Annotated in this window: 11 protein-coding genes; 9 read left to right on the top strand and 2 right to left on the bottom strand. The window is 64.0% G+C overall.

From position 1 onward, the window contains the following. Positions 1-107: 107 nt before the first annotated feature. Positions 108-587 (top strand): RNA pyrophosphohydrolase, encoded by a 480-nt coding sequence (locus V3314_RS02430; RefSeq protein WP_003249017.1) that lies wholly within the window; start codon positions 108-110, stop codon positions 585-587. 22 nt (positions 588-609) lie between these two features. After that, a complete protein-coding gene (ptsP, locus tag V3314_RS02425) occupies positions 610-2,889 on the top strand; it encodes a phosphoenolpyruvate--protein phosphotransferase (protein WP_338459899.1) in 2,280 nt (759 codons plus the stop codon). A 134-nt stretch (positions 2,890-3,023) separates the two neighbouring features. On the opposite strand, the gene V3314_RS02420 is transcribed toward ptsP, so the two are convergent. Continuing rightward, on the bottom strand, positions 3,024-3,770 hold the full coding sequence (locus V3314_RS02420) for an NRDE family protein (RefSeq protein ID WP_338459898.1): 747 nt from the start codon (positions 3,768-3,770) through the stop codon (positions 3,024-3,026). 128 nt (positions 3,771-3,898) lie between these two features. On the opposite strand from V3314_RS02420, the gene V3314_RS02415 reads away from it, so the two are divergent. The 3 genes from V3314_RS02415 to V3314_RS02405 are packed head-to-tail and all read left to right on the top strand — an operon-like array spanning position 3,899 to position 6,527. Then, positions 3,899-4,681 (top strand): sulfite exporter TauE/SafE family protein, encoded by a 783-nt coding sequence (locus tag V3314_RS02415; protein ID WP_046613580.1) that lies wholly within the window; start codon positions 3,899-3,901, stop codon positions 4,679-4,681. A 16-nt stretch (positions 4,682-4,697) separates the two neighbouring features. Next, entirely contained in the window at positions 4,698-5,504 is an 807-nt protein-coding gene (gene lgt, locus V3314_RS02410; protein ID WP_013974665.1) for a prolipoprotein diacylglyceryl transferase, read from the top strand. A gap of 51 nt (positions 5,505-5,555) precedes the next feature. Further along, a complete protein-coding gene (locus V3314_RS02405; protein ID WP_196182367.1) occupies positions 5,556-6,527 on the top strand; it encodes a thymidylate synthase in 972 nt (323 codons plus the stop codon). A 130-nt stretch (positions 6,528-6,657) separates the two neighbouring features. Here the strand turns inward: V3314_RS02405 and cadR are convergent, their stop codons facing one another. Beyond that, positions 6,658-7,101, bottom strand: coding sequence for a cadmium resistance transcriptional regulator CadR (gene cadR, locus V3314_RS02400; RefSeq protein ID WP_046613578.1), 444 nt, complete (start codon positions 7,099-7,101; stop codon positions 6,658-6,660). An 84-nt stretch (positions 7,102-7,185) separates the two neighbouring features. Here cadR and V3314_RS02395 point away from each other — a divergent pair, with 84 nt between their 5' ends. The 4 genes from V3314_RS02395 to V3314_RS02380 all read left to right on the top strand — a co-directional run bounded on the left by V3314_RS02395 (position 7,186) and on the right by V3314_RS02380 (position 13,294). Then, positions 7,186-9,399, top strand: coding sequence for a heavy metal translocating P-type ATPase (locus V3314_RS02395; RefSeq protein ID WP_338459897.1), 2,214 nt, complete (start codon positions 7,186-7,188; stop codon positions 9,397-9,399). A gap of 9 nt (positions 9,400-9,408) precedes the next feature. Then, positions 9,409-10,281, top strand: coding sequence for a LysR family transcriptional regulator (locus tag V3314_RS02390; protein WP_046613576.1), 873 nt, complete (start codon positions 9,409-9,411; stop codon positions 10,279-10,281). A gap of 228 nt (positions 10,282-10,509) precedes the next feature. Next, the gene (locus tag V3314_RS02385; RefSeq protein ID WP_135001754.1) at positions 10,510-11,568 is read left to right on the top strand and encodes a putative 2-aminoethylphosphonate ABC transporter ATP-binding protein; all 1,059 of its coding nucleotides are present in this window, start codon (positions 10,510-10,512) and stop codon (positions 11,566-11,568) included. A gap of 1 nt (position 11,569) precedes the next feature. Continuing rightward, positions 11,570-13,294, top strand: a complete 1,725-nt coding sequence (locus V3314_RS02380; RefSeq protein ID WP_046613574.1) for a putative 2-aminoethylphosphonate ABC transporter permease subunit — start codon at positions 11,570-11,572, stop codon at positions 13,292-13,294. Positions 13,295-13,309: the final 15 nt, after the last annotated feature.

Genomic DNA, 13,309 nt, shown 5'->3' with positions numbered 1-13,309 from the left:
CAGAATACGGAGTTTTCACGCTGCTGCACATAAGCTTGGCGGGCGCGTTGCTGCGCTCGCAAGCTTTGTGGAACAATGCGGTGACATGCGTTTGCGAGGTTGCTGCCGTGATCGACCCGGATGGTTTTCGCCCCAATGTCGGGATCATTCTCACGAATGATGCCGGGCAGGTGCTATGGGCTCGACGGATCAACCAGGATGCCTGGCAGTTTCCCCAGGGTGGCATCAACCCTGACGAGACGCCGGAAGATGCCCTGTACCGCGAGCTGAACGAAGAAGTTGGCCTTGAACGCGATGATGTGGAAATTCTTGCCTGCACCCGTGGCTGGTTGCGTTATCGTTTACCCCAGCGACTGGTGCGTACGCATAGCCAGCCGCTGTGCATCGGCCAGAAGCAGAAATGGTTCCTGCTGCGTCTGGTCAGCAACGAACAACGGGTGCGAATGGACCTGACCGGCAAGCCGGAGTTCGACGGCTGGCGCTGGGTAAGCTATTGGTACCCGCTGGGCCAGGTTGTGACATTCAAGCGCGAGGTCTACCGACGCGCCCTGAAAGAGCTAGCACCGCGTCTGCTGACGCGCGACTGACGACGGAGTTCGACCCCGAGCCATGCTCAATACGCTGCGCAAGATCGTCCAGGAAGTAAACTCCGCCAAAGATCTCAAGTCGGCGTTGGGGATCATTGTCTTGCGTGTCAAGGAGGCCATGGGCAGCCAAGTCTGCTCCGTCTACCTGCTCGACCCGGAAACCAACCGCTTCGTGCTGATGGCCACCGAAGGCCTGAACAAGCGCTCCATCGGCAAGGTCAGCATGGCCCCCAACGAAGGCCTGGTCGGCCTGGTCGGTACCCGGGAAGAGCCGCTGAACCTGGAAAACGCTGCCGACCACCCGCGTTATCGCTACTTTGCCGAAACCGGCGAAGAAAAATTCGCCTCCTTCCTCGGTGCGCCGATCATCCACCACCGCCGCGTCGTCGGGGTATTGGTCATCCAGCAAAAGGAGCGCCGCCAGTTCGACGAGGGCGAAGAAGCCTTCCTGGTCACCATGAGCGCCCAGCTCGCTGGAGTTATCGCCCACGCCGAGGCCACCGGCTCAATCCGTGGCCTGGGCCGCCAGGGCAAGGGCATCCAGGAGGCGCGCTTCGTCGGCGTACCGGGCTCGCCTGGCGCCGCCGTGGGTCGAGCAGTGGTTATGCTGCCGCCAGCCGATCTGGAAGTGGTACCGGACAAGACCGTCGATGATATCGACGCCGAACTGAAGCTGTTCCAGAACGCCCTCGAAGGCGTGCGCGACGATATGCGCAAGCTGTCGGCCAAGCTGGCCACCCAGCTACGCCCGGAGGAGCGTGCACTGTTCGATGTGTACCTGATGATGCTTGAAGACGCTGCGTTGGGCGGTGAGGTGACCGAGGTCATCAAGACCGGCCAGTGGGCCCAGGGCGCCCTGCGCCAGGTGGTGGGCGAGCACGTCAACCGCTTCGAGTTGATGGACGATGACTACCTGCGCGAGCGCGCCTCCGACGTCAAGGACTTGGGCCGGCGCCTGCTGGCCTACTTGCAGGAAGCCCGGGCGCAGTCGCTGGTGTATGCCGACAACACCATCCTGGTCAGTGAAGAGCTGACCCCTGCGATGCTCGGCGAAGTGCCGGAAGGCAAGCTGGTCGGCCTGGTCTCGGTACTGGGCTCGGGCAACTCCCATGTCGCCATCCTGGCCCGCGCCATGGGCATCCCGACGGTGATGGGCCTGGTCGATCTGCCGTATTCCAAGGTCGACGGCATCGAGATGATCGTCGACGGCTACAAGGGCGAGGTGTTCACCAACCCCAGCGAAGTGCTGCGCAAGCAGTACAGCGACGTGGTCGAGGAGGAGCGCCAACTGGCCCAGGGCCTGGATGCCCTGCGCGAACTGCCGTGCGTTACACCGGACGGCCACCGCATGCCGCTGTGGGTCAACACCGGCCTGCTCGCCGATGTTGCCCGTGCCCAGCAGCGCGGCGCCGAAGGGGTAGGGCTGTACCGCACCGAAGTGCCGTTCATGATCAACCAGCGCTTCCCCAGCGAGAAAGAGCAGTTGGCCATCTACCGTGAGCAGCTGGCGGCCTTCCACCCGCTGCCGGTGACCATGCGTACCCTCGACATCGGTGGCGACAAGTCGCTGTCGTACTTCCCGATCAAGGAAGAAAACCCGTTCCTCGGCTGGCGCGGCATCCGTGTCACCCTCGACCACCCGGAAATCTTCCTGGTGCAGACCCGCGCCATGCTCAAGGCCAGCGAGGGGCTGAACAATCTGCGTATCCTGCTGCCGATGATTTCCGGCATCCATGAGCTGGAAGAGGCGCTGCACCTGATCCACCGCGCCTGGGGCGAGGTGCGTGACGAAGGCACCGATGTGCCGATGCCGCCGGTTGGCGTGATGGTGGAAATTCCTGCGGCGGTGTACCAGACCAAGGAGCTGGCGCGGCAGGTGGACTTCCTGTCGGTCGGTTCCAACGACCTGACCCAGTACCTGCTGGCGGTGGACCGTAACAACCCGCGGGTCGCCGATCTTTACGACTACCTGCACCCGGCGGTGTTGCAGGCGCTGAACACAGTGGTGCGCGACGCCCATGGCGAAGGCAAGCCGGTGAGTATCTGCGGTGAGATGGCCGGTGATCCGGCAGCGGCGATCCTGTTGATGGCCATGGGCTTCGACAGCCTGTCGATGAACGCCACCAACCTGCCGAAGGTGAAGTGGATGCTGCGCCAGATCAACCTGGGCAAGGCCAAGGAGTTGCTGACGGAGGCCCTGAGCCATGACAACCCGCAGGTTATCCACAGCTCGCTGCAACTGGCCCTGAAAAACCTTGGGTTGGCGCGGATGATCGGGCCTGGGGCCAATAAGTCCCTCTGAATGTCAGGTGGCCTGTTCCGGCTCCTTCGCGGGTAAACCCGCTCCCACAGGTACAGCGCAGCCTTCAGATGCGGCGCAGTACCTGTGGGAGCGGGTTTACCCGCGAAGAGGCCGGCGCAAGCAACATCAAATTATCAGACAAGCAACTCAACTTCCCCCAAGTGTCCGCCAAATGGCCCGAAACTGCGCTCAATAAGCCGCCTTCTTCCCTGATCATCCACAATCAGCACCGTACTCGCCCGGGTCCCGTAGTTCTGGCTGGCAATGAACACACTCGATAGCAGCTTCTCGGTCGCCAACCCCACGCCCGTCTCTGGCAGCTCGCCCTCCGGCGCAGGCTCGGCATCGGCCAGCAACGCCAGCAAGCGCTGCGGCTCCGGCGTATCCAGCAATCCTTCCAGCCCACTACGCGCCTTCACCAGCTTCGGCCACGGCGTATCCAGCCCGGCGTTGGAAAGCCCGTAAACCCCGGCCTCCAGCAAGCGCGGCGCCGCGTCCCGGGCATGCAGATAGCCCAGCTGTCGCCCATCGCCCACCAGCAGGTTGAACCCTGAATACTGCCTGCTGCGGCTGGCCACCTGGTCCAGATACGCCTCGACCCCCAACTCCCCCTGCAGATACGCCGCCGCCAGCTCGCCCCGCGAGCGCGGCCCCAAAGCCTGCGCTGGGTCGCGAATATTGGTCAGCGCCGCGAACCGCCCCTGCGGGCCGACGCCCAGCCAGGTGCCGCCGGCTTCCAGGTCGCGCCCGGCATATACCCCGGGTGCATCCTCCCAGGCCGCCAGGGCCTGGGTGGGGCGGGCATAGAACTCATCGCGGTTGGCCGCCACGATCAGCGGCAGGGCATGCCCCGGCCGCCAGGCGAATACGATCAGGCACATCGGTCGGGCCTCTGGGTTTTTGCCACTGTACCCACAGCGGCGGGGAGGATCCATCCTGACACACTGTTCACTAGAGCCCCGAGCCCGGCTTCCGTTACCATGCCGCATTGTTTTCTCGGGGAAGACGAATGGAATTCGTGCTCTATCTGCTGTTGGGCGCCTGCGCCGGTGTGCTGGCCGGGCTGTTCGGCGTGGGCGGCGGTATCATCATCGTGCCGGTGCTGGTGTTCAGCTTCACCTTGCAGGGTTTCGACGCCTCTGTGCTCACCCACCTGGCTGTCGGTACGTCGCTGGCAACCATCGTCTTCACTTCGATCAATGCGGTGCTCGAGCACCATCGCAAGGGCGCGGTGCAATGGCCGATCTTCGCCTGGATGACCCTCGGCATCCTCCTTGGGGCTGGTGTCGGCGCCAAGACCGCCTCGCTGATCCAGGGGCCACTGCTGCAAAAGATCATCGGTGTGTTCGCCCTGGTCATCGCCGCGCAGATGGCCCTGGACCTCAAGCCCAAGGCCAGTCGTGGCATCCCCGGCAAGCCCGCGCTGGTTGGTGCAGGAGGGGTTATCGGCTGGGCCTCGGCCATTTTCGGCATCGGTGGCGGTTCGCTGACCGTGCCGTTCCTGACCTGGCGCAGCCTGCCCATGCAGCAGGCAGTGGCCACCTCTTCGGCCTGCGGCCTGCCGATTGCCTTGGCAAGCGCCCTGAGTTTCATGCTGCTGGGCTGGCACGAGGAACACCTACCGGCCCATAGCCTGGGGTACGTGTATTTGCCGGCGTTGGTCGGCATTGCCGTGACCAGCATGTTTTTCGCCCGCTTCGGCGCGCGCTTGGCGCACAAGCTGTCGCCACGTTTGTTGAAACGCCTGTTCGCAGCCCTGCTGTTCTGTGTCGGCCTCAGCTTTTTGATTTGAATCGAGAGGAAGTTCCATGCTGCCTTACCCGCAGATAGACCCCGTGGCCGTGGCCATCGGGCCGCTGAAAATCCATTGGTACGGCCTGATGTACCTGGTCGGTATCGGCGGTGCCTGGCTGCTCGCCTCGCGCCGGCTGAACCGCTTCGACCCCACCTGGACGCGCGAAAAGCTCTCCGACCTGGTGTTCTGGCTGTCGATGGGTGTGATCGTCGGTGGTCGCCTGGGCTACGTGCTGTTCTACGACCTGCACGCCTACCTGGCCAATCCGACGCTCATCTTCGAGGTGTGGAAGGGTGGCATGTCGTTCCACGGCGGTTTCATCGGTGTGATGCTGGCGGCCTTGTGGTTCGGCAAGCGCAACAACAAGTCGTTTTTCGAGCTGATGGACTTCGTCGCTCCGCTGGTGCCGATCGGCCTGGGTGCCGGGCGCATCGGCAACTTCATCAACGCCGAGCTGTGGGGCAAGGCCACCGACGTGCCATGGGCGATGGTCTTCCCGCCGTTCAGCGACCCGGCGCAGCTGCCGCGTCACCCATCGCAGCTGTACCAGTTCGCACTAGAAGGTGTGGCGCTGTTCCTGATCCTCTGGGCGTTCTCGCGCAAGCCGCGGCCGACCATGGCAGTATCCGGCATGTTCGCGCTGTTCTACGGCATCTTCCGTTTCATCGTCGAATTCGTCCGCGTACCGGATGCCCAGCTTGGCTACCTGGCCTGGGGCTGGCTGACCATGGGTCAGATTCTGTGCGTACCGATGATCCTGGCTGGCCTTGGCCTGATCTGGTGGGCTTATAATCGCAAGCCTACGGCGAAACCCGCCTGATTAATCCCACGGCAGGGGCGATCCTTCTGCCGTTTTTGCTACAGGTAAGCCATGAAACAGTATCTGGACCTGGTCCGCGACGTCATCGACAACGGCACGCTGCAGGGCAACCGCACCGGCATCCGCACCATCAGCCTGCCGGGCGCCATGCTGCGTTTCGACTTGCAGAAGGGCTTCCCGGCCATTACCACGCGCAAACTGGCGTTCAAGTCGGCGATCGGCGAAATGGTTGGTTTCCTGCGTGGCGTGAAGAATGCCGGTGAATTCCGCGAACTGGGCTGCAAGGTCTGGGACCAGAACGCCAACGAGAACGCCCAGTGGCTGGCCAACCCGTTCCGCCAGGGGCATGACGACCTGGGCGAGATCTACGGCGTGCAATGGCGCCAGTGGCCGGGCTACAAGCGCATCCCGCTGAGCAACCCGGCGGCCATCGACATGGCCGAAAAGGCGGGGTTCCGCCGCATCGCCCAGGACGAGGAGGATGGCGTCGCGTTCGTCATCCTGTACAAAGCCATCGACCAGGTGCGCCAGTGCCTGGACACCATCGCCAACGACCCGGGCAGCCGCCGTATCCTGTTCCACGGCTGGAACTGTGCGCAGCTTGACGAGATGGCCCTGCCGCCGTGCCACCTGCTGTACCAGTTCCACCCGAATGTGGAGACCAGGGAAATTTCCCTGACCCTCTACATCCGCTCCAACGACCTGGGCCTGGGTACGCCGTTCAACCTCACCGAAGGCGCAGCGCTGCTGTCGCTGTTCGGCCGCCTGACCGGGTACACCCCTCGCTGGTTCACCTACTTCATCGGCGATGCCCATGTGTATGAGAACCACCTGGACATGCTCAACGAGCAGCTCAAGCGTGAGCCGCTGGAAGCGCCGAAGCTGGTGATCAGCGACCGCGTGCCGGCGTTTGCCGAGACGGGCAAGTACGAGCCGGAGTGGCTGGAGAAGATCGAGCCGAGCGATTTCTGGCTGGAAGGGTATGAGCACCATGCGCCGATGACGGCGCCGATGGCGGTGTGATCTTTCAGATTTCCGGGGCTGCTCTGCAGCCCTTTCGCCGGCAAGCCAGCTCCCACAGGACGGCGCTGCCAGTGGGGGCTGTGCAAAACCTGTGGGAGCCGGCTTGCCGGCGATTAGGCCCTTGGATCTTTCAATGCCCGTGACTTCGCCCCACATGCGAATGCTCGGTATCCGGCACCGATACCGCCCCGTTCGTCTCCAGTTGCTGCAAGATCGCGCACTCCGCCCCTTGCGCATTGCAGCGCCGTCGCAGCTCCACCAGCTGTTCCTGCAACGCCACCAGCCCATCGATCCGTGCCTGCACATGCTCGATATGCTCGTCGATCAGCGCATTGACGCTGCCGCACGAATCATCGGGGCTGTCACGCAGGCGTAGCAGGCTGCGAATCTCATCCAGGGTCATGTCCAGGGTGCGGCAGTTGCGGATGAAGGTGAGCCGCTCGACATGGGCCTGGGTGTAAAGCCGGTAGTTGCCGTCGCTGCGCGCCGGCTCCGGCAGCAGGTGTTCACGCTCGTAATAGCGGATGGTTTCCACGGCGCAGTCGGTGGCTTTGGCCAGTTCTCCGATCTTCATCACGAAATTCTCTAGCAAGTGGCTTGACCCTATAGTGGCTACAGGGTGTTCACTTGGCAACAGGCTCAAATTAAGGATGACCCCATGAACCAGCCTGTCAGCCACGAACACAAGCACGATCACCACGCTCATAGCTGCTGTGGTAGCGCTGCTGCGCCAGCTCTGGTCCAACTGAGCGAAAAGGCCAGCAGCCATGCCCAGTTCAGCCGTTTCCGCATCGAGGCCATGGATTGCCCTACCGAACAGACCCTGATCCAGGACAAGCTGGGCAAGCTGGCCGGTATCGAGCAACTGGAATTCAACCTGATCAACCGTGTGCTTGGCGTGCACCATACCCTGGCTGGCACCGCTGAAATCGAGCAGGCCATCGGCAGCCTGGGCATGAAAGCCGAGCCGCTTGGCGCCGAAGACGATGGCGCCGCCAGCGCAGCACAAGTGGCAAAGACCCGCTGGTGGCCGCTGGCGTTGGCCGGTATTGCCGCGGTCGCCGCCGAAATCGTGCACTTTGCCGCGCTGGCCCCGGAGTGGGTGGTGGCGGCGCTAGCGCTGGCAGCTATCCTCGGCTGTGGCCTGGGGACCTACAAGAAGGGCTGGATCGCCCTGAAAAACCGTAACCTCAACATAAACGCGCTGATGAGCATTGCCGTGACTGGTGCGGTGCTGATCGGCCAGTGGCCGGAAGCGGCCATGGTGATGGTGTTGTTCACCGTCGCCGAGCTGATCGAAGCCCGCTCGCTGGACCGGGCGCGCAATGCCATTGGTGGCCTGATGCAGCTCACCCCGGACATGGCCACCGTGCGCCAGGCCGATGGCCGGTGGCGGGAAGTGGAGGTGCGGGAGGTAGCCATCGGGGCCTTGGTGCGGGTACGCCCCGGCGAACGCATTGGCCTGGACGGTGAAGTGACCAGCGGGCAATCCAGTGTCGATCAGGCACCGATAACCGGCGAAAGCCTGCCCGTGGAAAAGGCTGTGGGCGACAAACTGTTCGCCGGCACCATCAACCAGGCAGGGGCACTGGAGTTCCGTGTTACCGCTGCTGCCGGGCAATCGACCCTGGCGCGGATCATCAAGGCCGTCGAGAAAGCGCAAGGCGCGCGGGCGCCTACCCAGCGATTCGTTGACCGCTTTTCGCGCATCTACACCCCGGTGGTGTTCGCCATTGCCCTGGCCGTTGCGGTGATACCGCCGCTGTTCATGGCCGGTGCCTGGTTCGACTGGGTCTATCGCGCCCTGGTGCTGCTGGTGGTGGCCTGCCCATGCGCCCTGGTGATCTCGACGCCGGTGACCATCGTCAGCGGCCTGGCTGCTGCCGCGCGCAAGGGCATCCTGATCAAGGGTGGCGTGTACCTGGAAGGCGGGCGCCAGCTGGACTTCCTGGCCCTGGACAAGACCGGCACCATCACCCACGGCAAGCCGGTGCAGACCGACGCCAAGGTACTGGAGCCGCTGTTCGAAGGCCGCGCGCAAGCCCTGGCAGCCAGCCTGGGCGAGCGTTCGGACCACCCGGTTTCCCGCGCCATTGCCCAGTTCGGCAAGGAGCAAGGCCTGGCCTTGAGCGAGGTCGATGACTTCGCCGCCCTGGCTGGGCGTGGCGTGCGCGGTACCATCGCGGGTGAGGTTTACCACTTGGGTAACCACCGTCTGGTCGAGGAGTTGGGGCTGTGCTCGCCCGAGCTGGAGGCACAGCTGGATGCGCTGGAACGCCAGGGCAAGACCGTGGTGCTGCTGCTCGACCGCTCCGGCCCGTTGGCGCTGTTCGCGGTGGCCGACACGGTCAAGGAAAGCAGTCGCCAGGCCATCGCCGAGCTGCACGAGCTGGGCATCAAGACTGTCATGCTGACCGGTGACAATCCGCATACCGCCCAGGCCATCGCCACCGTGGTGGGTATCGACCGTGCCGAAGGCAACCTGCTGCCTGCCGACAAGCTCAAGAGCATCGAAACCCTGTACGCTCAGGGCCATCGGGTGGGCATGGTCGGTGACGGTATCAACGACGCCCCGGCGCTGGCCCGCGCCGAGATCGGTTTTGCCATGGCGGCGGCCGGTACCGACACCGCCATCGAGACCGCCGATGTGGCGCTGATGGATGACGACTTGCGGAAAATCCCGGCCTTCGTCAGGCTGTCGCGCCAAAGTGCGGCGATCCTCATGCAGAACATCGTTCTGGCGTTGGGTATCAAGGCGATATTCCTGGCGATCACCTTTGCCGGCATGGCCACCATGTGGATGGCGGTATTCGCCGACATGGGCGTGAGCCTGCTGGTGGTGTTCAACGGCTTGCGCCTGTTGCGCAAATAGAGGATGTGAATGCTGAGTTCGGAGCTGAAAGCCTTCTACATGGTGGCCCGCCTGGGCAGCATCACCCTGGCGGCGAAGAAGCTCGGGCTCAGCCAGCCCACGGTGACCACGCAGATTCGCAACCTGGAGAGCCAGTACGCGGTGGAGCTGTTCTACCGCGGCGGGCGGCGCCTGGTGCTGAGCGAGGAGGGCGTGCGCCTGCTGCCGATGGTCAAGGCACTGCTGCAGCAGGAGGCCGACATCGAGTTCGAGCTGCGCAACAGCGGCCAGGCCCAGGGCAGCTTGCGCATTGCTGCCACGGCGCCTTACTACATTCTCGACCTGGTGAAGATCTACCGCGAACGCCTGCCGCAGGTGGAAGTGGCGGTGGAAATCGGCAACTCGCAGCAGGTGCTGGAGATGCTCGAGGACTACCGGGTGGATATCGCCGCTTCGTCGCAACTGCTGGAAGACGCGCGGCTGGTGCGTCGGGTGCTGGGGACTGACCCGTTGGTGGTGGCGGTGCATCGCAACCACCCGTTGGCACACCGCCAGGCGGTGTCCATTGACGTGGTCGCCGGTCATTGCCTGCTGATGCGCGAGAAAGGCTCGACCACACGCAAGCTGACCGAGCAAATGATGCAGGAGGCCGGGGTGAAGGCCGGAGCCTTGCTGGAGATTGGTAGCCGCGAGTCGATCCGTGAGGCGGTGCTGCGCAATATCGGCATCAGCGTGATTGCCCGGCACGAGGTGCCACACAACCCTGAGTTGCGAGTGCTGGCGCTGGAGAACGCGCCGGTGATGCATGAGTACCTGTATTGCCTGAAGGAGCGGCGTCAGGCGCGGTTGCCGGCGGCCTTCCTTGGGGTGGCGCAGGAAGTGGCCGGTTCGCACTTCTCATAGCCATGTAGTGGCTGTACCGGCCCTATCGCCGGCAAGCCAGCTCCCACAGTTATCCCACAGTCGTTCAGACCTGTGTAGTACCTGTGGGAGCTGGCTTGCCGGCGATAGGGCCCTTGAAGGCCACTACAAAATCTGCCTATACCACTATCATCCGCTTTTGCTCTAAAGCCACAGAAACTTCGCACAGCCTTCCTAGCATGGCCCCCATCTCTTCGATGAGGCCCTGCCATGAACCACACCACCCCCGGCGCACAGATGAAAGTGCGCAACATCCACAAGCGCTTCGGCGCCTTCACGGCGCTGAACGATGTCTCGCTGGACATCGCCGCCGGCGAACTGGTGTGCCTGCTCGGTCCGTCTGGCTGCGGCAAGACCACGCTGCTGCGCTGCATCGCCGGCCTGGAGCGCCAGGACCGCGGTACGTTATACATCGGCGAGCGCGACATCTCCGAGCTGCCACCTCAGGCCCGTGACTACGGCATCCTGTTCCAGTCCTACGCGCTGTTCCCCAACCTCACCGTCGAAGCCAACATCGCCTATGGCCTGACTGGCAGTGGCCGCGAGCAGGCCCGCCAGCGAGTGGCCGAAATGCTCGAACTGGTGGGCCTGGCCGGCAGCGAGAAGAAATACCCCGGTCAGCTTTCCGGGGGCCAGCAGCAGCGTGTGGCCCTGGCCCGCGCGCTGGCACCGTCGCCGTCGTTGCTGCTGCTGGACGAGCCGATGTCGGCGTTGGATGCCCGGGTGCGCGAGCACCTGTGCACTGAACTGCGCCAGCTGCAACGCCAGCTGGGTATCACCACACTGATGGTCACCCACAACCAGGACGAGGCCATGCTGATGGCCGACCGCATTGCGGTGATGAACAACGGCCAGGTCGAGCAGTACGCCACCCCGCAGGAAATCTACGACCAACCGGCCACGCCGTTCGTTGCCGAGTTCGTCGGCCAGGGCAACTGGTTGCCGTTCCAGCGCAGCAGTGACAGCCATGCCCAGGTCGGTGGCATGAACATGCGTTTGGCACCAGGTTCGGCCCGCCCCAGCAGTGGCCGGCTGTTCTGCCGCCCGGAGGCGATCACGGTCAACCCTGAGGTGCACGAAGAAAACCTGTTCCCGGCCATGGTCCGTGAAATCACCTTCCTCGGTAACCGCTGCCGCATGAGCTTCGAACTCAAGGCGCTGCCTGGCCATGCACTGCTGGCGGAGCTGGCTCCCGAGGCAATGCCGCGGCTGGGCTCGCAGGACATCTGGGTGGCGCTGCCACCGCAGAGCCTGCAGGTGTTTGCCTGAGATGGCCGCGCCAATGTCCCTGCCGCTGAGCCAGGCCAAGGCCACGCCGCGTGCTGGCGTTGCCCTGGGCGACCGGTTGTTCGTCGTCGGCGGCAAGAGCCTGCTGCTGATCCTTCTGGTACTGGCGGTGCTGATGCCGCTGCTGGCGATCTTCTGGCGCGGCTTCAGCGCAGATGCGGGCCAGGGTGGCGGCCTGCTGGCGGCCCGCGAACTGTTCGCCAGTGAAAACTTCCACTGGCTGCTAGGCAACAGCCTGTCGGTGGCCTTCACGGTGGCAGCCATCGTGGTACCGCTGGCCTACCTGTTCGCCTACGCCCTGCAACGCACGCTGATTCCGGGCAAAGGCCTGTGGCGGGGGATTTCGCTGCTGCCGCTGCTGGCTCCGTCAATGCTGCCGGCCATCGCCCTGGTCTACCTGTTCGGTAACCAAGGGCTGCTGCGCGGGTTGCTCAGCGACAACATCTATGGCTTCTGGGGCATTGTGCTGGGCGAGGCCATCTACACCTTCCCGCATGCCCTGATGATCCTGCTGTCGGCACTGTCGCTGGCCGATGCACGCCTGTTCGACGCAGCGTCCAGCATGGGTGCCGGCCCCTGGCGAGCGTTCACCAGCATCACCTGGCCGGCCACGCGCCAGGCAGTATTCGCAGCGTTCTGCCTGGTGTTCACCTTGACCATCACCGACTTCGGTGTACCTGTCGTGGTCGGCGGCGATTATCAGGTGCTGGCGCTGGAAGCCTACAAGGCGGTGGTCGGCCAGCAGCAGTTCGGCCGCGGCGCGCTGATCGGCATGGTGCTGCTGTTGCCGGCGCTGTTCAGCTTTACCGTCGATGCCTGGCTGCGTCGGAGCCAGGGCGAGACCATGAGCGGGCGTGCACAGGTGTTCGAGCCCAAGCCGTCGCGGGGCCGTGATGCCTGCTTCCTGGGGATCGTGCTGCTGGTGTGCTCGGCGTTGCTGCTGGTGATCGGCATGGCGGTGTACTCGTCGCTGGTCACCTTCTGGCCCTACAACCTGTCGTTGTCGCTGCGTCACTACATGTTCGAGGACACCGCCGGTGGCGGCTGGCTGGCCTACCGCAACAGCGTGACCATGGCCATCGGCACCGCATTGATCGGCAGCATCGTGATCTTCACCGGCGCCTACCTGATGGAAAAGACCCAGGGCCAACGCCTGCTCAACCAGGCGCTGCGCCTGCTCAGCTTCATCCCCATGGCCGTGCCGGGCCTGGTGCTGGGCCTGGGCTATGTATTCTTCTTCAACCTGAACGGCAACCCGCTGCATGTGTTCTACGGCGGCATGGGGCTGCTGGTGGTGTGCACCATCGCCCACTACCTGACCACCGCGCAGATGACCGCGACCACTGCCCTGCGTCAGCTCGACGGCGAGTTCGAGGCCGCCGCGCTGTCGCTGAAGGCGCCGCTGTACAGGCACTTCCTGCGGGTGACCGTGCCGATCTGCCTGCCGGCGCTGCTGGACATCATCCGCTACCTGTTCGTATCGGCGATGACCACCGTGTCGGCGGCAATCTTCCTGTACAGCCCCGACACCATTCTGGCTGCCGTCGCCGTGCTGAACATGGACGACGCCGGCAATGTCGGTGGTGCCGCCGCCATGTCCACCCTGATCCTGTTGACCAGTGCCGGTGCTTCACTGCTGCTGGCCGCAGCCTCACGCGGCCTGCTGCGCCGCTCCCAAGCCTGGCGCCAACGCGCCGCGACCGTCTGACCTGTAAGGAACTAA

Origin of the sequence: Pseudomonas sp. TE3-3-F2023 (assembly GCF_036784815.1) — a bacterium.
In the GTDB taxonomy this organism is placed as follows: Bacteria; Pseudomonadota; Gammaproteobacteria; order Pseudomonadales; family Pseudomonadaceae; genus Aquipseudomonas; species Aquipseudomonas pudica.
The sequence above is the reverse complement of the archived record's forward strand: the minus strand, read 5'-3'. Positions and strand labels throughout refer to the sequence as shown.